General features: G+C 50.9%; 20 protein-coding genes. 9 read left to right on the top strand and 11 right to left on the bottom strand.

What is annotated here, in order from left to right:
- Window positions 1–149 precede the first annotated feature (149 nt).
- The 3 genes from ACR9YC_RS09395 to ACR9YC_RS09385 all read left to right on the top strand — a co-directional run bounded on the left by ACR9YC_RS09395 (window position 150) and on the right by ACR9YC_RS09385 (window position 3,602).
- Window positions 150–1,664 (top strand): flavin-containing monooxygenase, encoded by a 1,515-nt coding sequence (locus tag ACR9YC_RS09395; protein WP_438726775.1) that lies wholly within the window; start codon window positions 150–152, stop codon window positions 1,662–1,664.
- Window positions 1,665–1,708: 44 nt separating this feature from the next.
- Complete coding sequence (locus tag ACR9YC_RS09390) at window positions 1,709–3,097, top strand: leucyl aminopeptidase family protein (protein WP_438726772.1); 1,389 nt, start codon at window positions 1,709–1,711, stop codon at window positions 3,095–3,097.
- A 130-nt stretch (window positions 3,098–3,227) separates the two neighbouring features.
- Window positions 3,228–3,602 carry a MarR family transcriptional regulator gene (locus ACR9YC_RS09385; RefSeq protein ID WP_438726769.1) on the top strand — a complete coding sequence of 125 codons (375 nt, stop codon included), beginning with the start codon at window positions 3,228–3,230 and terminating at the stop codon, window positions 3,600–3,602.
- A 16-nt stretch (window positions 3,603–3,618) separates the two neighbouring features.
- On the opposite strand, the gene ACR9YC_RS09380 is transcribed toward ACR9YC_RS09385, so the two are convergent.
- From ACR9YC_RS09380 to cysD, 4 genes are all read right to left on the bottom strand, one after another.
- A complete protein-coding gene (locus ACR9YC_RS09380) occupies window positions 3,619–4,821 on the bottom strand; it encodes an acyl-CoA dehydrogenase (protein ID WP_438726766.1) in 1,203 nt (400 codons plus the stop codon).
- 139 nt (window positions 4,822–4,960) lie between these two features.
- Window positions 4,961–5,782: a 3'(2'),5'-bisphosphate nucleotidase CysQ gene (cysQ, locus tag ACR9YC_RS09375; protein ID WP_438726763.1), complete on the bottom strand. Its 822-nt coding sequence runs from the start codon at window positions 5,780–5,782 to the stop codon at window positions 4,961–4,963.
- Complete coding sequence (gene cysN, locus ACR9YC_RS09370) at window positions 5,782–7,716, bottom strand: sulfate adenylyltransferase subunit CysN (protein ID WP_438726760.1); 1,935 nt, start codon at window positions 7,714–7,716, stop codon at window positions 5,782–5,784. Before cysN ends, cysQ begins: the two co-directional genes overlap by 1 nt.
- Window positions 7,716–8,618, bottom strand: coding sequence for a sulfate adenylyltransferase subunit CysD (gene cysD / locus ACR9YC_RS09365; RefSeq protein WP_438726757.1), 903 nt, complete (start codon window positions 8,616–8,618; stop codon window positions 7,716–7,718). The genes cysN and cysD overlap by 1 nt, the downstream gene beginning before the upstream one ends.
- 199 nt (window positions 8,619–8,817) lie before the next feature.
- Here cysD and gloB point away from each other — a divergent pair, with 199 nt between their 5' ends.
- On the top strand, window positions 8,818–9,582 hold the full coding sequence (gene gloB / locus ACR9YC_RS09360) for a hydroxyacylglutathione hydrolase (RefSeq protein ID WP_438726753.1): 765 nt from the start codon (window positions 8,818–8,820) through the stop codon (window positions 9,580–9,582).
- Window positions 9,583–9,848: 266 nt separating this feature from the next.
- Window positions 9,849–10,019 carry a hypothetical protein gene (locus tag ACR9YC_RS09355; RefSeq protein WP_438726750.1) on the top strand — a complete coding sequence of 57 codons (171 nt, stop codon included), beginning with the start codon at window positions 9,849–9,851 and terminating at the stop codon, window positions 10,017–10,019.
- A gap of 13 nt (window positions 10,020–10,032) precedes the next feature.
- Here the strand turns inward: ACR9YC_RS09355 and ACR9YC_RS09350 are convergent, their stop codons facing one another.
- On the bottom strand, window positions 10,033–11,370 hold the full coding sequence (locus tag ACR9YC_RS09350; protein WP_438726747.1) for an MFS transporter: 1,338 nt from the start codon (window positions 11,368–11,370) through the stop codon (window positions 10,033–10,035).
- A gap of 145 nt (window positions 11,371–11,515) precedes the next feature.
- Here ACR9YC_RS09350 and pgsA point away from each other — a divergent pair, with 145 nt between their 5' ends.
- Window positions 11,516–12,094, top strand: coding sequence for a CDP-diacylglycerol--glycerol-3-phosphate 3-phosphatidyltransferase (pgsA, locus tag ACR9YC_RS09345; protein WP_438731737.1), 579 nt, complete (start codon window positions 11,516–11,518; stop codon window positions 12,092–12,094).
- A gap of 40 nt (window positions 12,095–12,134) precedes the next feature.
- Here pgsA and ACR9YC_RS09340 read toward each other — a convergent pair whose 3' ends face one another.
- Window positions 12,135–13,046, bottom strand: coding sequence for a hydrogen peroxide-inducible genes activator (locus ACR9YC_RS09340; RefSeq protein WP_438726744.1), 912 nt, complete (start codon window positions 13,044–13,046; stop codon window positions 12,135–12,137).
- Window positions 13,043–14,323: a ribonuclease D gene (gene rnd / locus ACR9YC_RS09335; RefSeq protein ID WP_438726741.1), complete on the bottom strand. Its 1,281-nt coding sequence runs from the start codon at window positions 14,321–14,323 to the stop codon at window positions 13,043–13,045. The genes ACR9YC_RS09340 and rnd overlap by 4 nt, the downstream gene beginning before the upstream one ends.
- A gap of 134 nt (window positions 14,324–14,457) precedes the next feature.
- Between rnd and aspS the strand changes: the two genes are divergently transcribed.
- Window positions 14,458–16,242, top strand: coding sequence for an aspartate--tRNA ligase (gene aspS, locus ACR9YC_RS09330; protein ID WP_438726738.1), 1,785 nt, complete (start codon window positions 14,458–14,460; stop codon window positions 16,240–16,242).
- A 58-nt stretch (window positions 16,243–16,300) separates the two neighbouring features.
- Here the strand turns inward: aspS and ACR9YC_RS09325 are convergent, their stop codons facing one another.
- A complete protein-coding gene (locus tag ACR9YC_RS09325; RefSeq protein WP_438726735.1) occupies window positions 16,301–16,495 on the bottom strand; it encodes a hypothetical protein in 195 nt (64 codons plus the stop codon).
- Window positions 16,492–17,304 carry a hypothetical protein gene (locus ACR9YC_RS09320; protein ID WP_438726732.1) on the bottom strand — a complete coding sequence of 271 codons (813 nt, stop codon included), beginning with the start codon at window positions 17,302–17,304 and terminating at the stop codon, window positions 16,492–16,494. Before ACR9YC_RS09320 ends, ACR9YC_RS09325 begins: the two co-directional genes overlap by 4 nt.
- A gap of 231 nt (window positions 17,305–17,535) precedes the next feature.
- Here ACR9YC_RS09320 and ACR9YC_RS09315 point away from each other — a divergent pair, with 231 nt between their 5' ends.
- Window positions 17,536–18,336 carry a polyphosphate kinase 2 family protein gene (locus ACR9YC_RS09315; protein WP_438726729.1) on the top strand — a complete coding sequence of 267 codons (801 nt, stop codon included), beginning with the start codon at window positions 17,536–17,538 and terminating at the stop codon, window positions 18,334–18,336.
- A gap of 31 nt (window positions 18,337–18,367) precedes the next feature.
- On the opposite strand, the gene greB is transcribed toward ACR9YC_RS09315, so the two are convergent.
- Window positions 18,368–18,853 carry a transcription elongation factor GreB gene (greB, locus tag ACR9YC_RS09310; RefSeq protein WP_438726726.1) on the bottom strand — a complete coding sequence of 162 codons (486 nt, stop codon included), beginning with the start codon at window positions 18,851–18,853 and terminating at the stop codon, window positions 18,368–18,370.
- Window positions 18,854–18,865: 12 nt separating this feature from the next.
- Window positions 18,866–20,914: a lytic transglycosylase domain-containing protein gene (locus ACR9YC_RS09305; RefSeq protein WP_438726723.1), complete on the bottom strand. Its 2,049-nt coding sequence runs from the start codon at window positions 20,912–20,914 to the stop codon at window positions 18,866–18,868.
- 90 nt (window positions 20,915–21,004) lie between these two features.
- Here ACR9YC_RS09305 and dapA point away from each other — a divergent pair, with 90 nt between their 5' ends.
- Window positions 21,005–21,877 carry a 4-hydroxy-tetrahydrodipicolinate synthase gene (gene dapA, locus ACR9YC_RS09300; protein WP_438726721.1) on the top strand — a complete coding sequence of 291 codons (873 nt, stop codon included), beginning with the start codon at window positions 21,005–21,007 and terminating at the stop codon, window positions 21,875–21,877.
- The last annotated feature ends 85 nt before the right edge of the window (window positions 21,878–21,962 follow it).

Below are 21,962 nucleotides of genomic sequence, written 5' to 3'. Positions count from 1 at the left end.
TTTTTCAAAGAATCTGTAATCGGCAAATTTCACCTATAACCTACAAATTTAAACGATTGATTAATTGACATTGCATCCACTCTTTTCCCAAGCCATAATGCAATTATTACACAATGCGGGATAATCGCAGCCATTGCGGAGAGCATATAATGAGCCACCATGAAAGCAGCAGTGTCGATGTTCTGATTATCGGCGCGGGAATATCCGGTATCGGTATGGCGGTGCATCTTCATCAAAAATGCCCTGAGCGCAGTTTTGCAATGCTGGAACAGCGCGATGATATTGGTGGCACTTGGAATCTCTTCCAATATCCCGGCATACGCTCTGACAGTGATATGCACACATTGGGCTTTGAGTTTGAACCTTGGACACATGAAAAGACGATTGCTGATGGTCCTGCCATCATGGAGTATCTGCACCGTATTTTTGATAAATATGCCTTGCGTGAAAAGGCGCATTTCAGCCAGAAAGTTATGTCGGCCCATTGGTCAAGTGAAGAGGCTTTATGGACCGTCAAGGCACAGCAAAAAGATGGCTCTGTTCGAGAATATAAAGCCAATTTCCTCTATATGGGGACAGGTTATTATGATTATGATGAAGGTTATAACCCCGTCTTTGAAGGCAGAGAAGAATTTACTGGCGACATCATTCACCCGCAATTCTGGCCCAAAGATTATGACCGCAGCGGAAAGAAGATAGTCGTTATTGGTTCGGGCGCTACGGCGGTAACTTTGGTGCCGTCAATGACGGATGCCGAGCATGTGACCATGCTACAGCGTACGCCGACCTGGTATGCTGTGCAGCCGCGCAAAGACCTTTTATCGACCGTTTTACGCGCCTATCTGCCCGAAGAATGGGCTTATGCCATTGTGCGAAAGCGCAACATCTGGCTGCAAAACTGGTTCTTTAACAGGGCACGGAATAAGCCGCAAAAGGTGGCGGCTATGTTGATGAAAAAAGTCAAAAAGGCGCTTGGGCGTGAGCCAGATGCCGAAACCTTTACACCGCCTTATAATCCTTGGGACCAAAGACTTTGTCTGGTGCCTGATGGCGATATGTTTGCAGCGATGAGAGAGGGTAAGGCCGATATTGTCACCGATCATATTGCGCGCTTTGATGCTAAGGGCATTCAGTTGAAATCGGGCAATTATCTTGAAGCAGACACTATTGTGACCGCGACGGGTCTGAAGCTGGCAATGGCTGGCAAGATTGAGTTCTTCGTTGATGAAGAGAAAATCGAATTTTCTGATCGCTTTTATTATAAAGGCTGCATGTTCTCCAACGTGCCAAATATGACGATCGTCTTCGGTTATCTCAACGCATCATGGACACTTAAAGTTGATATTGTGGCGCGTTATACATGCCGTATGCTTAACCATATGGAAGCAACCGGAACGCGGATTGTCATGCCATATATGCCTGATCCGGATGCGATTAAGGAGGAAGCGGAATTGTTTGAAGGGTTTTCCTCTGGCTATGTTCAGCGCTCCAAAGAGATTTTGCCGAAACAGGGTGAAGAAATGCCTTGGCGTTTAACACAAGACTATTTGTTCGAGCGCAAAGTGCTGTTGGAAGGCGAATTGGACGATGGCGCATTGGTATTTTCCAACCCTGATACAGCGTCTTTGGCGCAAAAAGATACAATTGCGGTTGCTGCTGAATAATTTGGCCTTTGCATAGAGCGCTTTAAATTCCTATTTCCCGATGCATGACAGATTTATCGCAATGCATCGCCATCGAACAAGGGCAAGCCGCCCATAATATCTTTCTGGTCACCATGGCCAGTTATGATGATTGGTTGAAAGAACAGCCAGAACGCTGGCGCAGCTTGCTCGCTGCTCAGAATTTTTCCGCAAAGGCTGGGCAGTTCGCCATCCTGCCAGAAGAAAAGGCCGATCAATGGTCGGTGGTTGCAGGCGTTGCTGATATCGATGCACTAACCCCATGGTGTTTGGCAAAGTTGGCCGAAGACTTGCCGGCTGGAACCTATCGCTTATCCGATGATGTAAAAGCAGGTGCCGCGATATTGGGCTGGTGTCTGGCCCAACACAGTTTTGACCGCTATCAAAGCACGCCTGAGAAAAAAGAAGCCCGCATCTTGCTCTCCAGCCAATGGCCAGAGGCTGAGGCTTTGGCGATAGAGGCACAGGCAACGGCTTTGGTGCGTGATCTTGTCAACACTCCGGCAGAAGATATGGGCCCCGAAGCGTTGGAAGGCCAAGCGCAAACTTTGGCGGAAAAATATGGCGCTGAATTGGAAGTGGTGCGCGGTGATGTACTTGAGCAGGGCTATCCGCTGATCCATGCTGTCGGCCGTGCTGCAAGCCGCCATCACGCGCCGCGTCTTATTGAACTGCATTGGGGCAATGAAGATCATCCTCGTTTGGCGATTATCGGCAAAGGTGTGTGCTTTGATAGTGGCGGCCTGGACGTTAAGAGCGCAACCGGTATGCGATTGATGAAAAAGGATATGGGCGGCGCAGCTCATGCCTTGGCGCTCGCATCTCTGGTTATGCGAAATAAACTGCCTGTCAGGCTGCATATGCTTATCCCAGCGGTCGAGAATGCGATTGCAGGCAATAGCTTCCGTCCGGGCGATATTATTAAGAGCCGCAAAGGCGATACTGTCGAAATTGGCAATACTGATGCAGAGGGCAGGTTGGTCTTGGCCGATGCCTTTACAAAGGCAGATGAAAGCGAACCTGATCTCATGATTGATTTTGCGACATTGACAGGCGCTGCGCGAATTGCGCTTGGTCCTGATTTACCAGCAATGTTTTGCAGCGATGATAAGATAGGACGCAATTTTGCCGATCTGTCGCAAGATGTTCATGATCCGGTCTGGCATATGCCGCTTTGGCAGCCTTATGAAGAGATGCTGAAAAGCCCGATTGCTGACACCAATAATATTGGTGGAGCCTTTGCCGGCAGTGTAACGGCGGCCTTATTCTTGAAGCGCTTTGCGCCGACTGAGGGTGACTGGTTTCATTTTGATACTTTTGCATGGCGACCAACGCCGCGCCCTGGTCAAGCTGCTGGTGGCGAAGCCTTGGGCCTGCGGGCGTCTTGGCACTATATAAAAGCGCGCTTTGGTTAATATTATTGGACCATTCTGCGCATCATTGATCTGGTCACAATAACTGTAAAACCTTTACACGAAAAAAGATACTATAGTGTAACCATCTTATAGCTTGCCGCGAACTCCTTAGTGGAGGTCGCAAAGGTGTATGATGAAGACTAGCAATGTAACGAAATGGATGAATGGTGTTGTCAATTATGTGAGAGCATCTGAGCCAGATCTTACAAACAGGCAATTGGCTGTTTTAATGATCGTGCTTTACGAAAGTGGTCCCCACACTGTGCGAGGCTTGGCGCAAGAATTGAATGTGTCCAAACCGGTTATCACCCGCGCTTTGGATAAATTGTCCACCCTTGGCTTTTTGCTGCGTCAGCCGGATGAAACTGATGGTCGCAACATATTCATCGTGCCAACTTCACATGGCGCTGAATTTCTCGAAAATCTTGAGACCTATTTCTCAGAGACAAAAAGCAAAGAGAATGCAGGGTTTATGATGAACGGAGCTTTGGCACCGGCCGAATAAGCCGATGCGGCTATTGCTAGAAAAATGCCTGTATGCCGGTTTGCGCGCGCCCTAATATAAGGGCGTGAACATCATGCGCGCCTTCATAAGTGTTTACCGTTTCCAGATTCACCATATGGCGCATCACCTGATACTCCTCTGATATACCATTGCCGCCATGCATATCACGCGCCATGCGCGCTATATCCAGCGCTTTGCCGCAATTATTGCGCTTAACGATGGAAATCATCTCTGGCGCAAAACGGCCTTCATCCATCAGCCGACCAACGCGCAAAGATGCTTGAAGACCAAGTGCAATATCGGTCTGCATATCGGCCAGTTTCTTCTGATATAATTGTGTCGCGGCCAAAGGACGGTCAAATTGCTTGCGATCCAACCCATATTGGCGTGCAGCGTGCCAGCAAAATTCTGCGGCGCCCATGCTGCCCCAACTGATGCCGTAACGGGCTCTGTTCAAACAGCTAAACGGACCTTTCAGGCCCTGCACCTCTGGCAATAGTTGCGCGTCACTCACCTCGACATCGTCCATCTGGATCATACCGGTTGTCGATGCGCGTAAGGACAATTTGCCGCCAATTTTGGGGGCGGAGAGCCCTTTCATGCCTTTTTCAAGAATGAAACCGCGAATGGCACCGCCATGTTCCTCGGATTTGGCCCAGATGACAAATATATCCGCAAAAGGCGCGTTAGAAATCCAGGTCTTGCTGCCTGACAGCAGATAGCCGCCATCTATTTTCTTCGCCGTGGTTTTCATACCCGCAGGGTCTGATCCAGCATCAGGTTCGGTTAAACCAAAACAGCCAATCAACGTGCCTGCGGTCAGGCCGGGCAGATATTTCTGCTTCTGTGCGTCGCTGCCAAAGGCATTAATTGGGTGAATGACCAAAGAGCTTTGCACCGACATCATGGAGCGATAGCCACTATCAACGCGCTCCACTTCGCGGGCAACCAGCCCATAAGCGACATAAGATGCCGCCGCGCCGCCATAATCTTCAGATAAAGTTACGCCAAGTAGGCCTGCTTCCCCCATCATTGGGAACAACTCAGGCGCGTCAATTTCTTCGCGAAAGGCGTCAATAACACGCGGCTGCAAAACATTTTGTGCAAAGCCCTGCGCACTGTCGCGGATGAGTCGTTCATCCTCGGTTAGCTGATCTTCTAGGAGGAAGGGATCATCCCAGGTGAAGGAAATAAATTGCTCTTTTGCCATGCACGCCATGTACGCCTGTTTTGGCAAAGGTTCAATGACCGGCTTTGCACCATGCCTTAATTTTATAGATAATGGCTAGGCTGTCCTTTCCGTGAAGGAGAGGGTGAAGACGGGCACAAATCTGCGGTCAAATTAGGATAGGTTCAGATTACCACCCAGTGACCAGAAAATGCGGGTTATCATAGCCGCGTCCCGCTTTCTGATATGCCAAAGGGGTTTTGCCATCTTCCAGCGTAACGCGTCCGCCAGCGGCTTCGACAATGGCCTGACCAGCAGAGGTGTCCCACTCCATCGTTCTTCCCATGCGCGGATAAAAGTCGGCTTTGCCCTCTGCCACCAGACAGAATTTCAATGATGATCCAGCAGAAATAATTTCCGCAGCATCATAATCATCCAATATGGCATCGGTCTCAGCTGTACGATGCGAACGTGATGCGATGGCGACCAGCTTGTCTGCGCGTGGCCGTGTGGAGAGTGTTTCACGCTCTGTAGGTATTGCCCAAATAGCATCATAGGGCAGCACGGCCTTCCATGGCGCAGCTTCTGGATGCGCGACATATAGGGTTCCATGTGCCGGAGCGTAAATGACGCCGCCCACCGTTTTGCCATGCGCGATAATGCCGATATTGACCGTAAAGTCCTTGCGCTTGCCCACAAATTCGCGGGTGCCATCAAGAGGATCGACACAAGCAAACACATTGCCTAAATCGGGTATGCGCCCTGCAGCAACCTCTTCTTCTGCCAAAACCGGCAAAGCAGGGCATAGCGCTTTCAGTTCCCGCAATATCAGCGCTTCGGCATCCTGATCCGCTTGCGTAACCGGGGAGGAATCTTCCTTCTCGCTTACTTCGCATTCGCCTAAGAAATAGGGCATGATAATCTGCCCGGCTTCAAAGGCAATCCGTGCCAAATGTTCGCTGGTCAATGCCGCGGCAGGGCCGGGAAGGGCTGAAATGTTGCTCTCGCTCATTACTGTGCGGCTCCATTGCCCAAAATGTGGTCAACAATCATTTCCGCAGCTTCGTCAGCGCTCATAGCGGTCGTATCTATATGAATTTCCGGATTTTCCGGTGCTTCATACGGGCTGTCTATGCCAGTGAAGTTTTGCAATTCACCTGATCGCGCCTTTTTATAGAGACCTTTGACATCGCGCTCTTCCGCAACAGAGAGCGGCGTATCGACATGAATCTCAAAAAACTCACCATCGGCCATAAGGTCGCGGGCAATTTTCCGTTCGGCACGGAAAGGCGAGATAAAGGCTGTTAGGACGATCAATCCGGCATCGGTCATCAATTTGGCGACTTCGCTGATCCGGCGGATATTCTCTACCCGGTCGGTATCCGTGAAGCCCAAATCTTTGTTCAGACCGTGACGCACATTGTCGCCATCAAGCAAGAAGCTGTGTTTACCTTCAGCATGCAGGCGTTTTTCCACCAAATTGGCAATGGTGGATTTGCCAGAGCCAGACAGGCCGGTAAACCATAGCAAACGCGGCCGTTGGTTCTTTTGTGCAGCATGTGCCTCACGCGTGATATCGACATTTTGCCAATGGACATTCTGGCTGCGGCGCAAGGCAAAATTTATCATGCCCGCTGCAACTGTGGCGTTGGTCAGCTTATCCACCAGAATGAAACCGCCCAGATCACGCCCGCCATTCATGCTATCATTATAAGGCTCAAAAGCGATACGCCGATCAGTGGTAATTTCTGCAACGCCGATGCTGTTCAGCTCCAGCGATTTGGCCGCCATCTGCTCCATGGTGTTAACATTGACCTGATATTTGGGCGTTGCCACAGTGGCGGAAACGGTTTGTGTTCCCAATTTCATAACATAGGCGCGGCCAGGTAGCAGCGGCGCTTCGTCCATCCACACAATAGATGTTTCAAACTGGTCAGCAGTGCCTGATGGATTGTCGGCAGCGGCGATAACATCACCATGCGAGCAATCGACCTCTTCATTGAATGTCAGCGTGACCGATTGGCCAGCAACAGCCTGATCCAAATCGCCATCAAAAGTGACAATACGGCCAATAGTGGCGGTCTTTCCTGATGGTAAAATGCGCACCTTATCGCCGGGTTTCACCGTGCCGCTGGCAATCTGTCCAGCAAAGCCGCGAAAATCCAGATTGGGGCGGTTTACCCATTGCACCGGCATACGAAATGCGCCTTGCTGACGGGCATCAACGCTGATCTCAACCGTTTCCAGATGTTCAATCAATGTCGGGCCATCATACCATGGCGTATCGCTGCTTTTGCTGGCGATATTGTCACCGGCCAATCCCGAAATAGGCACAGCCGTAAATTCTTCGATACCAATGCTGTTGGCAAAGGCGGTATAATCGGCAACGATCGCATCATATTGCGCCTGATCATAGCCGATAAGATCCATCTTATTGACCGCCAAAACAATATGCCGAATGCCCAACAAATGGGCCAGATAACTATGACGCCGCGTCTGGGTCAGCACGCCTTTGCGCGCATCAATCAGAATGACCGCCAGATCAGCGGTGGACGCGCCTGTAGCCATGTTACGGGTATATTGCTCATGCCCCGGGGTATCCGCGACGATGAATTTGCGCTTTTCCGTCGCGAAAAAGCGATAGGCAACATCAATGGTGATGCCCTGTTCGCGTTCGGCGGCCAGACCATCAACCAGCAAGGCAAAGTCGATTGCGTCACCTTGAGTGCCTGAAACTTTGCTGTCATTTTCCAATGCGGCCAATTGATCTTCAAAGATCATCTTGCTGTCATAGAGCAAGCGGCCAATCAGTGTCGATTTGCCGTCATCCACGCTGCCGCAAGTGATGAAGCGCAGCATGCTCTTATGCTGGTGGGTGTCCAGATAGGCATCAATGTCATCAGCGACCAATGCTTCTGGGCGGTAAACTGTTGGCGTGTCGGTCATCAGAAATACCCCTCCTGCTTCTTCGCTTCCATAGATGCGCCTTGCCCCTTATCAATTGCGCGGCCCTGACGCTCCGAACTGGTGGCGAGCAACATTTCCTGAATAATGGCGGGCAGATCATCGGCCTCGCTTTCTGTTGCGCCGGTGAGCGGGTAACAGCCCAATGTGCGGAAGCGTACTGAACGCTCGACGGGGTGTTCGCCATCTTCCAAGCGGAAGCGGTCATCATCGATAACCAGCAATTGACCATCGCGCTCAACCGTTGGGCGGGGCGCAGAATAATAAAGTGGCACAATATCAATATTTTCGAGCAATATATATTGCCAGATGTCCAGCTCCGTCCAGTTGGAAAGTGGGAATATACGGATGCTCTCGCCCTTGTTTTTGCGGGCATTATATAGCTTCCAAAGCTCTGGGCGCTGGTTTTTAGGGTCCCAGCGGTGGCTGGCTGAGCGGAAGCTGAAAATACGTTCCTTGGCGCGGGCTTTTTCTTCATCACGGCGGCCGCCACCAAAGGCTGCATCAAAGCCATAACGGGTCAGTGCGGCTTTAAGCGGGTCAGTCAGCATGGTTTGTGAATAGAGAGAGGAGCCAGTGTCAAACGGGTTGATGCCCGCCGCTGCGCCATCATCATTATGCTCAACCAGCAATTCCAGATCATATTCTTTCGCTGTGCGGTCCCGATGGTCCAGCAACGCCTGAAAATCCCAACCCGATGCAATGTGCAAGAATGGAAAAGGCGGTGGGGCAGGGTAAAAGGCTTTACGAGCAATGTGCAGCATTACAGAGCTGTCTTTGCCTACAGAGTAAAGCATCACCGGTTTTTCGGTTTCTGCAACGACTTCACGCATGATGTGGATCGCTTCGGCCTCTAGCCGTTGTAAATGCGTCAGGGTGGTCATAATGAATCTGGAACCTTTTTTGGATGAGCGCGGCTTATTTGGTCGTCAGGCTTTTGCCAAGCAAGAAATCATTGCTTTGCATGATATGAGTTCTGATTTGCGGGTGGCTATTGTATAAGTTCGCCTTGTAAGCGCAGATGTTCGTGCATAAGAACACTTAATGCTTTTTGGAATATCTCCCGAATAAAAGGACTATATTGTGGCGATCATTGTACATCAATTTCCTTGTCTATCAGACAATTACGGTTTCCTCCTCCATGATGAGGCTAGCGGTGAGACTGTTGCGATTGATACACCTGATGCATCGGTTTATTTGGCTGAGGCTGCTGCAAAGGGTTGGACCATCACCCAGATTTGGAACACACATTGGCATCCAGACCATGCTGGCGGCAATCAGGCGATAAAAGATGCTTCTGGTTGCAATATAATCGCGCCGAAGGGTGAGGGTGACAAAATCGCCTGTTATGACCGCCAAATAGAAGCAGGCACAGAGTTCGACTTTGCTGGACATAAGGTGCATGTGATCGATGTGTCGGGCCATACAATGGGCCATATTGCTTTTCATATCCCTGATGCGGGAATCGCGTTTGTTGGTGATAGTATTTTCGCATTGGGCTGTGGCCGGATGTTTGAAGGCACGCCCGATATGATGTGGTCCACCATGCTGCGCTTAAGAGCCTTGCCCAACAATACCACATTATATTGCGCCCATGAATATAGTCAGGCCAATGCACGCTTTGCCGAACATATTGATAGCGGCAATGATGCACTCAAAAATTATGTGCAGTTTATTGATGAACAACGCGAACAGGGTAAGCCCACAGTTCCGACGGTCTTGGCACGCGAGTTGGACACAAACCCGTTCTTGCGCGCCGATGATAGTGTGCTTCAGGCAAAGATGGGGCATGAAGGCGATGCGGTTGCGACATTCGCCGCGATACGCTCTGCGAAAGACAATTTCTAACCTGTTGTGAACTGTTTGCCTGTTTCTGCTGATAGGTGAAATGTCTCTTAAGGACACGCAGAAATAGCTTGTCCGCATTTTTCTTATGAAGCAATGCCGCCTATCCTGTTCCATACAGAGACAAACGCTTTGTTAACCTTCTTTAACACTAGCCTAATTGGTAAAGATTTCCCTAATAAGAGGTTATGTCCTCTGTTCGATATACCCATGGCCAACATATTAGGGCCCCGCGATCTTTCGGCGAAAATAGGCTATTGCCGCGGTCCATGGGAACCTATGAAGGGGGGCATTCTTTCCGCGCCAGCCTGCCTATTTCAGCATTGGCGGTCAATATCGAACCGGAAATCACGTCGCATACGACAATTCAGGACGACATCAGAATGTTTGTCCTCAGCTTCCTGACATTCTTTATGGGCATAAGCCTGTTTATCTGGTGAACACTACCAGCGGTTAGGAGAATATGTCGGGTGTTGACGACTCGTCTTCACCGTTTCTGTCATATTCTTCACAAGCCTTGTGTAGCAGCCAACCAAGATAGGCAGCAACAAGGCACATAAAGGCGACAAGCAATAGCTGGTCTAGAGCAGAGAAGCCGAGCAGGCTCAACATAATAGCAAGCAGTGAACCGATAACCATACAGCCGGAGTTAACGACATTATTGGCCGCTATCGTTCTTGCGGTTCTGCTAATATCGACGGTCGTGGTCAAAAAGGCATAGAGCGGAACCACGAACATGCCGCCGGTTATGGCGACGCCGGCCAATGTAGTCAAAAGTAACCACGCGCCTTTATAGCTGATAAAGCTGCTAAAATCGTATAGCTGCGGCGCTGGCAAACCGTCCCATCGTGCGCATACAATATAAAGCGCCACGACAAAGCCTCCCATCATGATAACGCTTATTGGTGCATAACGCGCGGAAACTTTGCTTTTAAGTAAGCGATTGATGATAACAGAGCCAACCGCAATACCAATGGAAAAAACAGCAAGAAAAAGGCTGACTACACTGGGCGTGGCTGTAAGAAAGTTTTTCACCAATGGCACAAACTGAATGATCAGCACTGCGCCAATGGTCCAGAAAAAGCTAATAGCGATGATCGCCAAAAACAGTCGGCGGACGTGCATCGTATCGCGGATCAGGCGCCAAGACGATGTGAAAATATTGAAATCGATCTTCTCAAATGTCTTTTGCGCTGGTGCATCAGGCACAAAGCGGCCGGTAATCCACCCGATGATCGCGACTATAAGAACCATTGCTGCAGCCAGTTCTACTCCTTCGCCGCCACGGTTGATAATCACGCCGCCCAATATCGTGCCAGCTAAAATGGCAATATAAGTCCCCGCTTCAACCAAACCGGTTCCGGCCAGCACTTCATCTTTTTTCAGATGCTGCGGCAAGATGGCATATTTTATCGGACCAAAAAATGTCGATTGCAGGCCCAGCAGGAAGAGCGCGAGCAGCATGATGGGGATCGAGCCGAAATAAAGACCAACCGCACCGATAATGGCTATCCCAATCTCTGCTGTTTTGACATGACGGATGATTTTGGCTTTGTCATAATTATCGGCCAATTGACCAGCCAAAGCTGAACAGACGAAAAAGGGCAAAATAAAGATGCCGGATGCCAGCGCGTTAAATTGAAACTCCTGCGCGGGATCTTTCAAAATTCCATAGGTCACCAGAATTATCATGGAGAATTTGAACAAATTGTCGTTAAATGCTCCTAGCAATTGGGTTACAAATAAAGGCCAGAAACGCCTTTTGTTCAAGAGCGGTAGAGCAGATGACATGCGGCAGGTTGCGCCTTATAGTTGATAGAGGCTTAGGCAATATACAAAACATGGCAAAGCGCCAAGCGATGATTGCAATTTTGGCACAGCCGCTTATGGCATGGGGAGCGCTGCGGCTGAATGGTTGCCGGGCAAATGGATATCTATGCTGAACTTACCCAATCTTCTGACGCTATCGCGAATAGTCACAGTGCCGTTTCTTATCGCTTTGCTATGGTGGCCGGAGTGGCGGCTGGGTTATCTTCTGGGCTTTGGGCTTTATTGCCTGATGGGGATAACCGATTATTTTGATGGCTATTTAGCACGCGCGCAAGGTGCAGTGTCAAAATTGGGTGTATTTCTCGACCCCATTGCTGACAAGATTATGGTGGCTGCGGTCATTCTTATTCTGTGCGGTAAAGGTATGATTACCGATCAGCATCTTTTGGCAGCCATTGTGATTTTGTTGCGCGAGTTGACGGTGTCTGGCTTGCGAGAATTTCTTGCAGGATTGCAGGTTTCTGTTCCGGTGACTCAATTGGCCAAATGGAAGACAACCTTCCAGATGATTTCCCTCGGATCACTGATTCTGGCCGGCGGTTTGCCTGACTGGAATATCATGATTGCCTCAGCAGTTTATAACCTGCCATTATTGGTCGGGCTGATAAGTCTGTGGTTAGCGGCCATATTGACGTTAATAACCGGTTGGGATTATCTGCGGGTCGGCCTAAAGCATATGGACTGATAGTTCTGTTGAATGCTGTGGTTAGCCTCTGATCTTCTGTTCAGGCCGCGGCTTCCCAACCACGCTGTAAAATATCCGCCAACATATGAAATTCCTCTTTGCGCGGACTGTTCTTGCGCCATGCCAAACATATCTCCCGCGACCCCTGATCGGAATGCAATGGGCGAGTGATGATATTCGTCCCTGATAAAATGCCGCTTTTGATCGCCATGTCGGGCAACAATGTCATGCCCAGGCGATTATCGACCATTTGTACCAGGGTGTGCAGCGATGTACCGATCATGGTCGCACTGGCGCTGAGTTCGGGCCGGTTGCAGGCAGAGAGCACATGGTCTTTCAGACAATGTCCGTCTTCAAGCAATAGCAATTGCGTTTCATCCAGCCATGCCGGATCAATTTGGTCAGGCGGATCAATCGGATTGTCAGCAGGGAAGGCAACATGAAAGCTGTCACTAAACAATGTTGCATGTTCAACTTCTCCACAGGCAAAAGGCATAGCCAGCAATATGCAATCTGCCTGACCATGATGCAGGGATTCACAGGCTGCGCTGCTAATCTCTTCACGCAGATAGAGCTTTAATTCGGGCTTCTCGCGGCGCAATTGGGGAAGCAAATGGGGCAACAGAAATGGTGCGACTGTCGGAATGACGCTCATCCGCATTTCCCCCACCAAGGGCTGCCCAGATGCTTTGGCAAGCGCGCTCAGCTCTTCCGCTTCTCTGAGCAAAGTATAGGCTCTTTCGACAATGGCATCACCCAGCGGCGTAAAACGCACAACGCGCCGCGTCCGCTCAACCAGATTGCAATCCAGCAGAGTTTCCAGCTCGCGAAGGCCAGCAGAAAGTGTTGACTGCGTAACAAAACAGCTTTCTGCCGCTTTGCCGAAATGGCCATGCTCTTTCAGCGCAACCAGATATTGCAATTGCTTCAATGTCGGTAAAAAACTGCTCATTCTGGATTATCAGCCTGATTTTCGGGAGTGGGTTGTACATGCTGAGCAGCGTCAGGCTCGGCTTTTTCATGAGAGGCATTATCGCCACCATCTACAGATGGTTCACAATCATCTTTTGAGTGCGTGATTTCCAAACGCCCATCGCACACTGTAAAGGCGACACGTCCTTCCACCAGATCCAGCGCGTCTTTGCCAAATTGCTCGAATCGCCAACCTTCCAGCAGTTCCAGATTCTCCCGTTCGCCAGCCGCCAGCTTTTCCAGATCATCAGCCTTTGCAATTAAGCGTGATGCGACATCAATCTCGCGAGATCGTACTTTTAGCATCAGTTTCAGCAGATCAGTGACCAGCGCACCTTCTTTGCCCAGACCAGGGCCGCGTTTGTTGCGCGGTGGCATTTCGTCCGTGGGCAAAGCTTCTGCAGCCGCAAGTGTATCCATTAAGCGAGCGCCAATATCGTTACTTTTCCAATTGGTAGAAAGGCCGCGAATTTTGGGCAGGTCAGCCTGTTTTTTGGGTGGGTGTGCTGCGATGTCCGACAATGTTTCGTCTTTCGCTATGCGTCCGCGCGGCAGGTTTTTGTTTTGCGCTTCCTGTTCACGCCAAGCGGCCAGAGCTTTGAGCCGTCCCAAGACATGGGCATTGCGCCCTTGAGCGCGAATTTTGCGCCACATGAGATTGGGATCATTGGAATATTGCGCGACATTGCCGAGCTTTTCCATCTCATGGTTCAACCATGAACCGCGACCTGTATCGCGCAGTTTGTCGAGCATTTTGGGGAAAATTTCTGACAAATGGGTGACATCGCCAATAGCATAATCAATTTGGCGCTTGTCCAAAGGCCGCCGTGACCAATCGGTAAATCGCGCACCCTTATCGATGCGGATGCCCAGCCATTGCTCAACCAGATTGGCATATCCAATCTGTTCAGCCTGACCCAATGCCATGGCTGCAATTTGCGTATCAAAAAGCGGGAAGGGCGTTTTGCCGGTTAGGTTGAAGATAATCTCAAGGTCTTGCCCCCCTGCGTGAAAGACTTTCAACACATCATGATTGTCAGTCATCAGTTCCAGAAGCGGGGTCAGATCAATATCATCCGCCAAGGGGTCAATGGCGGCTGCAACCTCTCCATCTGAAATCTGCACGAGGCACAAAATCGGCCAATAGGTATTTTCCCGCATAAATTCGGTATCGACCGTGACAAAATCAGCATCACGAAATCGCTCACATAAAGCGGTAAGACTATCCGTATCACGGATCAGAGGGTGTATTTCCATAACAATCACCCTTAATGATGCGCAGGTGACTTGACAAATGATAGTGCGCACTGTGTTAGGCGCTAAACAAAACACGCAATTTGGCTGTCTAGGCCGCCTTGTTGCCCAAATAGCTTATTCCCGGGATGAATTTTATGCACAGCTATCGTACCCATGTTTGTTCTGAACTGCGCAAAGCGCATGTTGGAGAGACCGTCCGCCTGTCTGGATGGATACACCGCACACGTGACCATGGCGGCGTTCTGTTCGTCGATTTGCGCGATCATCATGGTATCACACAGATTGTGGCGGATACGGATAATCCCTGCTTTGCTCAGCTCGATAGTCTGCGTAGCGAAAGCGTTGTAACCGTGACTGGTGAAGTGCTGGCGCGTTCTGCTGACACTGTGAATGGCAATTTGCCAACTGGTGAGATTGAGGTGGTTGCCCGCGACGTTGTTGTGCAATCAGCCGCAGAAGAATTGCCGATGCCAGTGGCGGGTGAGCAGGAATATCCTGAAGATATCCGCCTGCGTTACCGCTTTCTCGATCTGCGGCGTGAGCGACTGCACAACAATGTCATGCTGCGTTCAGCGGTTATTACCTCGCTGCGCCAGCGTATGGTCGATCAAGGCTTTACCGAATTTCAGACACCCATATTGACCGCATCATCACCAGAGGGCGCGCGCGACTATCTGGTGCCAAGCCGTGTCCATCCCGGAAAATTCTATGCGCTGCCGCAAGCACCGCAAATGTTCAAACAGCTTCTGATGGTTGCCGGCTTTGATCGTTATTTCCAGATTGCGCCATGTTTCCGTGACGAAGATGCCCGTGCAGACCGTTCGCCCGGTGAATTTTACCAGCTCGATTTGGAAATGAGCTTTGTCACGCAGGAAGATGTGTTCAACGCGCTGGAACCTGTCTTGGCCGGTGTGTTCGAGGAATTTGCCAATGGCAAAACCGTTACACCATCAGGCGAATTTCCGCGCATTCCTTATAAAGAGGCAATGCTGAAATATGGCAGTGACAAGCCTGATCTGCGTAACCCGATTGAAATTGTCGATGTTACCCAGCACTTCAAAGGCTCTGGCTTTGGGTTGTTTGACAAAATTACCGCTGGCGGTGGCACTGTGCGCGCTATACCCGCTCCGGGTGCTGGCGCGAACAGCCGCAAATTCTTTGATGATATGAACAATTGGGCGCGCGGCGAAGGCTTTGCCGGTCTGGGCTATATCAATATTCGTGACGGCGTGCCGGGCGGTCCAATTGCCAAAAACCATGGCGAAGACGGCACTGCCAAATTGCTGGAAGAGCTGGGCCTAGGCGGCAATGATGGTGTGTTCTTTGCGGCGGGCAAAGAAAGCGAAGCGGCCAAATTGGCCGGTGCTGCGCGTACACGTATTGGTGAACAGCTAGAGCTGATTGAGCAGGGTTGCTTCAAATTCTGCTGGATCGTCGATTTCCCGATGTTCGAATATGACGAAGAGACCAAGAAAATTGATTTCAGCCACAATCCATTCTCTATGCCGCAAGGTGAGATGGATGCGCTGGAAAATTCTGATCCGCTGGATATTCTTGCATGGCAATATGATATTGTGTGTAACGGTGTGGAGCTGTCATCAGGCGCTATTCGTAACCACCGCCCTGAAATCATGTATAAGGCTTTTGAAATTGCCGGTTACAGTCAGGAAGATGTGGACCGCGAATTTGCTGGTATGATCAACGCCTTCAAATATGGCGCACCGCCGCATGGTGGCTCCGCGCCGGGTGTTGACCGTATGGTTATGCTGCTGGCTGATGAGCCCAATATCCGCGAAGTGGTGCTGTTCCCGATGAACCAGAAAGCGGAAGACCTGATGATGGGCGCGCCGGGCAATGTCGATATGAAGCAGCTGCGCGAGCTCAACATACGCATCGTTGAGCCGCCCAAACAGGGCTAACCTATCATTTATAGCCACTGCAGAGCATATTTGGGTCTGTAGTGGCTATTGCCATTGTCTAGCTAGCGGAATCGGCCTCATCTTCTGTCGCAGTCTCAGCGGGCGCTTCATCGCCATCAATGAACTGTGCAAAATATTCCAGACGCGCATTCCACTGGCTGTCGGCCAATTGGCGCTCACCCACACGGTCTATAGCTTCACGCAATTCATATTTCGTGCCGAAGCGCGATATCGCATCTTCATACAGCATCATGGCCTTTGCCAATTCACCCTTTTTTCTGCGCAAACGCCCAAGTTAAACTGTAATGAGATTTGCTGCAGGCCATTATCAGCCTGTTGTTGCCACATATCACATGCGGCCAACTCATCTTTTTTGGTCAGCTTCACTGCTGCTTTAAAGATTTTCTTATCCGCTTTTTCCATGCCTTTGCGGCTTTCCAAAATGCGCACATCATAGTCACGATGATATGGCGCCAATGCAAATCTTATGTCGGATGCGACTTTATTTGCCATGGATTGCAGAGCAGATTCTACACTGCCAAATTCTTCATCGCTATCGCAGACAACCTCATCCCTTGATCTGGAAAATTGCTTACGAAACGCTTCGCGGTCTGCCTCTGCCCGCGCAATAATGGCATTGCCAGTAAAACGGATTGTCCGTTTCAGGCATTCGACGGTCACTTTCTTGCGCGACACACAGTCATTATCGGCATCACGCTCAACACAGCGTTCGCGCGATTCCTGCACATTATATCTGTCAATCTGACTATAGGCAGCACCTGTCACAGTGGCGTCTGGTGTTAATTCAGAACGGTAGGGCTGGATGGTGAAATAAGATTCATCATAAACCTCCGCTCTTTCCAAGCGCTTTTCCAATGCAATTTGCATGCGCAAGCCCTCTTCGCCCTCAAACGGCTCAACCGCAATGCTATCCACTTCGTTAATGGCATAGTCTTCGGCTGGAAATAACCCTGATATTTTCAGCATTTCGGCATGTGCGATGGTTGAAGATGCCATCAAACAAAGACCAGCAGCCCCTATAATATATTTTTGCAAACGCATTATTTGCTCCCCAATTTCTGCTGTTTGTCAGGTCACCCTAAACAAGCAGCTTTACCCTTAGCCCAAGCACAGGCTAATTGCCCTTTAAAGATTTCGCAAGAATCGTTCCTATATCGAAATATCATCTGCCTATGCAGTGTTTTTGTTCGTCAAAATGGAAGAGCACCGCTTAGGCGCAGAAACATGGTTAAGCGCTTCGACTCAATGGCTATATTCTGGTAAATCGGCATCATGGCGATAGATCTTACAGATTATGAAAGCGGTTTGGCGCTTGATGATGTCACGGCTGTTGATGATTATGGCGATGCTCTTAAGGCAGCGCAAAAGCGCCTGGCGCGCGCGCATTTTGCCCATATTGTACATGGCAAGACGGCTATCATGGTTTTTGAAGGTTGGGACGCAGCCGGCAAGGGCGGCATTATCCGCCGCATGACCGCCGAGTGGGATCCACGCTATTTTGCAGTGCACCCTATAGGCGCCCCGACCAAAGAAGAGCTGGAGCGGCATTTCCTCTGGCGCTTCTGGCAGAAACTGCCCGGCAAGCGGGATATCGCCGTATTTGACCGCAGCTGGTATGGCCGCGTGCTGGTCGAACGAATTGAAGGCTATGCCAGCGAAATCGAATGGCGGCGCGGCTATGATGAGATTAACGAATTTGAATCGCAACAGGTTGATCGCGGCACGACGATGATCAAAATCTTCCTGCACGCCACACAAAAGTCGCAAGACAAACGTTTGGCAGACCGTCTTGATACGCCCAGCAAACGCTGGAAACTGACCGCAGAAGACTTTCGCAACCGAGAAAAGCGGGGCGAATATTGGGATGCCTATCATGATATGTTCAAAGAAACGGACACCAGATGGGCGCCATGGGCGGTGTTTGACGGCAACAACAAAAAACCCGCGCGTATAGCCGTACTCAACCACATCGCAGAGCAATTAGAAGCCAATGTGCCAGCAACCTTCCCCGAAGCAGATGCTGAGCTTATCCATTTGGCCGAAAAAGCCTTCGGATATGAGGTTGAGGATTGAGTTGTTTTCAGCGCTGCTATTCAGGCAGCCATTAGAACAGTGAATAACTGATCGCTATAATTTCCCATTCCTTGTCGCCGCTGGGCAGGCGGACTGTGCGTAGGTCGCCGGTTTTTGCGCCGCGCAATGCTCTGGCGAGCGGGGAGTTCCAGCCTATATGGCCTGTATCTGGTTGGGCTTCATCATCGCCGACCAAGGTAACGATGCGCTCTGCATCATCTTCGTCAGCCAGCGTTACAGTTGCGCCGAAATAGACTTTGCTTTTATCGGGGTGTGCAGCAGGGTCGATTGCGACCGCGGCCTTTATGCGGCGGGAGAGATGCCGCACTTCGCGATCAATCTCCCGCAAGCGTTTTTTGCCGTAAATATAATCGCCATTTTCGCTGCGATCACCATTGCCCGCGGCCCAGCTCACTATCTCAACAACCTTGGGCCGCTCACCATGGAAAAGCGCTTCATATCGTGCCTTCAGCGCCGCCAGACCGGCAGCGCTGATATAGTTGGGCTTATCCGCCATGCGGGGTGGGCCTTAGCCCGGTGTGTTTTTGCGCAGATAATGGCTGATGCGGTTCGGGCCGTTATAATTGGCGCGCTGCGGGTTCATCACATCATAGACTACGGCGTTTTCCAGCACACGCTGAACATAGTTTTTGGTCTCATAAATCGGAATTTTCTCAACCCATTGCAGAATGTCTATATCGCCAGTGCGCGGGTCGCCATTGCGGCGGATCCATTTGCGTACATTGCCCGGGCCAGCATTATAAGAGGCGACGGCAAGCGGATAATAGCCGCCCCACATATCCATTAAGCGGCTGAAATAGCTGGAGCCTAAGCGGATATTATAAAGCGGATCCTCGGTCAGCGAATTGAAGCTGTAGGACAGGCCAATCTTGCCGGCTTGCTCACGCGCGGTGGAGGGGAGTAGCTGCATCAGACCGCGTGCTTTGGCATGACTGACGGCGCGCTGGCTAAACTGACTTTCCTGCCGCGTGATAGCGTGGATGATCGTCCAATTATTCTGATAGCCATCAGGAACCGGCATTTGCGGGAAGGCGACCATCTGGAAACGATCAAAACCATCGGCACGGGCCGATTGACCAGCGATAACAGCCAGATCACGGCGGCCAATGCGGTTGGCCAATTCGCCCAACAGAGCGTAATCAGCTTCGTTTTCGGCTTCTGATGAAATAGCGCGGAAGAAACGGTTTTGAACGCGCCAATCGCTGGTGCGGCGCGTAATGCGCTCTGTCGCTACGACCAGTGAATTGCTGTTAAACCGTCCGCGTGTGGTGGCGTCTATGGTATCGGCGCTGCGCGTTTCGAACGGGCCAATGGCTTTGCCCAGCCGTTCTGCGGCCAATTGCCCATAGAAATAATCATCATATTCCGCGGCCAGCGCAAAATATTTCTGCGCTTGTGCAGCATCACCAGCAGCATCGGCCGATCGGCCAGCCCAATAAAAGCCTTTAGATCGTGACTGCGGTGTGCGGGCGCCCATGCCATAGCGTGCAAACATGCCAATGGCCTTTGCAGGCTGGCGCATCTCCCAAAGGGCCGTGGTGCCGGCAAGCCATGTCAGCGATGTATAATCATCGCGCACGCCCAGCGTTTCCATGCTGATATCGGTGCCTTCTGGAAAGGCATCATCAACTTTGGAGGCTATGTCATACGCCAATGTCCATTGGCTATCATTGGCGGCGGCACGCGCATTGACCAATAATGCTTCATACCATTCTTCAGGATCACCCGGATAATGCGCCAAAGGTGCCCGATTGGCCAGCAGGTTGCGCGCGGTAATGGAATTGCCGTTGTTACGCAGCCATAGTGCATAGCTGCCCATATATCCGGGATCTTGCCGCGCACTATCGGGCAGTGCGGCATGGTCAACGGCTTGCTGCTTTAACAAGCCAAGGCGCGCAGCAAAAATTGGCCGCAAATTATCCGATGTGAAAGTGAGCTGTCGCTCTGCGCCCAAAGACGCATTGGCCCATAGCAGCGCATCCATACGCGCATCATGGTCTTCAATGGTGAAATCATTGGAGAAAAGGCCGACAAGGCGCAGTTCGTCATTTTCCGTCATGGTGCCGCCACGCCATGCTTGTTTGGCAACGCGGCGAGCATCTTCAAACTGGCCAATGCTATGCAAGGCAATGGCATAGCGAGCGCGGCCAGTATTGGTTGTCGGCTCAAAGCGCTCGAAAAAGGCCAATACGCGTGAGGGTGAATAGCTGTTCAGATCAATAGCCTGTTCCGCATTGCGGCGGAAACGGCCTTCATCTGGCCAGCCAGGATAATTCACCAAAAAGCTGGCATATTCTTCAAAGGAATAACGATCAGAGCCGCGCAGGGTTTCCCATTTGTCCAGCGCGCCATCTATGGTGCCGCTGGTGCGATCCTGCAATAACTCGCGGGCTTGCGCCCATTCGCTGCCATCGCTGGATGATTGTGCAGCACAGGCTATAGGTGCCAGCAACAGGCCAGCCAAAGCCGATGTCGCGGCAAGGCGAGACATGAATTTGGGGCGTGACAAGATTTTTGATGAACGGATATGACGGGAATTACTGGACATTGATGTCATTCTGGGGAATCGCTCCTTAGCAACGCGTGAACAGCGCACTATAATTAAATAATAACCTGCACCTAGTGCATTTTTATCAGGAGTAAATCCATGTTCTCCGGCTCAATTCCGGCTCTGGCGACTCCCTTTTGCGACGGAACGTTTGCAGAGGGGCAATTTCGCGACTTTATCGACTGGCAAATTGCCCAGGGCAGCGCTGCGCTTGTTCCCTGCGGCACCACTGGTGAAGCAGCGACAATGTCGATTGAAGAGCATAATCATGTGGTCGCGGTCTGTGTTGAGCAAGCGGCGGGGCGTGTGCCAGTGATCGCAGGTTGCGGATCAAATGATACCAAGGTGGCACTGGCGCACATGCATGCGGCCAAAGCGGCCGGGGCAGATGCAGCGTTGGTTGTGCCGCCATATTATAACCGGCCAAACCAGATGGGCATATTGGCGCATTTTGAAACGTTAGCCACAGGCTGTGACCTGCCGATCATCGCCTATAATGTGCCTGCGCGCACGGTGACGGATATAAGCTGTAGCACCATGGCCCATATGGCGCAGCAAGGCTGGATTGCCGGCGTGAAAGACGCAACGGGCGAACTAGACCGTGTCAGCGATCACAGAGCGAATTGTGGTACGTCATTCTGCCAGCTATCGGGCAATGATGAGATTGCACTGGGCCATTATGCCATGGGAGGAGCTGGCTGCGTGTCGGTGAGCGCCAATGTTGCGCCGCGTTTGTGCGCAGACTTTCAATCTGCTTTGGCAAAAGGTGATATGGCCAGCGCGCTTGATCTGCATGATAAATTGTTTGCGCTGCATAAAGCGCTGTTTTCTGATGCTTCGCCCGGGCCAGTGAAATATGCATTGAGCAAAGTTCGCTCCGGGTTTTCTGCTGAATTGCGTTTGCCTATGACCCCGCCAAGTGCAGAAAGCTGCGCCGAGGTTGATGCTGCATTGGCTGCCGCTGGCCTTTAATGGGGATAATCTCTGGCGGATAGGTTAGGATAGGCAGGCTAAGGCTCTGCTTTACTGACCCATTGCCTTGCTGTGACCGGATAAC

This window comes from Parasphingorhabdus sp. DH2-15, assembly GCF_051668705.1.
GTDB lineage: Bacteria > Pseudomonadota > Alphaproteobacteria > Sphingomonadales > Sphingomonadaceae > Alterisphingorhabdus.
Note: the sequence above shows the minus strand (reverse complement) of the source record. Positions and strands in the feature narration are given on the sequence as shown.

Excerpts from the sequence above, each read along its gene's own strand:
- ACR9YC_RS09340 (WP_438726744.1), bottom strand. The coding sequence starts at position 13,046 with ATGAGCAGTTTTTTACCGACATTGAAGCAATTGCAATATCTGGTTGCG.
- ACR9YC_RS09385 (WP_438726769.1), top strand. The coding sequence starts at position 3,228 with ATGATGAAGACTAGCAATGTAACGAAATGGATGAATGGTGTTGTCAAT.
- ACR9YC_RS09325 (WP_438726735.1), bottom strand. The coding sequence starts at position 16,495 with ATGATGCTGTATGAAGATGCGATATCGCGCTTCGGCACGAAATATGAA.
- dapA (WP_438726721.1), top strand. The coding sequence starts at position 21,005 with ATGTTCTCCGGCTCAATTCCGGCTCTGGCGACTCCCTTTTGCGACGGA.
- ACR9YC_RS09350 (WP_438726747.1), bottom strand. The coding sequence starts at position 11,370 with ATGTCATCTGCTCTACCGCTCTTGAACAAAAGGCGTTTCTGGCCTTTA.
- ACR9YC_RS09305 (WP_438726723.1), bottom strand. The coding sequence starts at position 20,914 with ATGACATCAATGTCCAGTAATTCCCGTCATATCCGTTCATCAAAAATC.
- ACR9YC_RS09320 (WP_438726732.1), bottom strand. The coding sequence starts at position 17,304 with ATGCGTTTGCAAAAATATATTATAGGGGCTGCTGGTCTTTGTTTGATG.
- cysQ (WP_438726763.1), bottom strand. The coding sequence starts at position 5,782 with ATGAGCGAGAGCAACATTTCAGCCCTTCCCGGCCCTGCCGCGGCATTG.
- aspS (WP_438726738.1), top strand. The coding sequence starts at position 14,458 with ATGCACAGCTATCGTACCCATGTTTGTTCTGAACTGCGCAAAGCGCAT.
- ACR9YC_RS09315 (WP_438726729.1), top strand. The coding sequence starts at position 17,536 with ATGGCGATAGATCTTACAGATTATGAAAGCGGTTTGGCGCTTGATGAT.
- rnd (WP_438726741.1), bottom strand. The coding sequence starts at position 14,323 with ATGGAAATACACCCTCTGATCCGTGATACGGATAGTCTTACCGCTTTA.
- ACR9YC_RS09380 (WP_438726766.1), bottom strand. The coding sequence starts at position 4,821 with ATGGCGTGCATGGCAAAAGAGCAATTTATTTCCTTCACCTGGGATGAT.
- ACR9YC_RS09390 (WP_438726772.1), top strand. The coding sequence starts at position 1,709 with ATGACAGATTTATCGCAATGCATCGCCATCGAACAAGGGCAAGCCGCC.
- cysN (WP_438726760.1), bottom strand. The coding sequence starts at position 7,716 with ATGACCGACACGCCAACAGTTTACCGCCCAGAAGCATTGGTCGCTGAT.
- ACR9YC_RS09395 (WP_438726775.1), top strand. The coding sequence starts at position 150 with ATGAGCCACCATGAAAGCAGCAGTGTCGATGTTCTGATTATCGGCGCG.
- greB (WP_438726726.1), bottom strand. The coding sequence starts at position 18,853 with ATGGCGGATAAGCCCAACTATATCAGCGCTGCCGGTCTGGCGGCGCTG.
- cysD (WP_438726757.1), bottom strand. The coding sequence starts at position 8,618 with ATGACCACCCTGACGCATTTACAACGGCTAGAGGCCGAAGCGATCCAC.
- pgsA (WP_438731737.1), top strand. The coding sequence starts at position 11,516 with ATGCTGAACTTACCCAATCTTCTGACGCTATCGCGAATAGTCACAGTG.
- ACR9YC_RS09355 (WP_438726750.1), top strand. The coding sequence starts at position 9,849 with ATGGGAACCTATGAAGGGGGGCATTCTTTCCGCGCCAGCCTGCCTATT.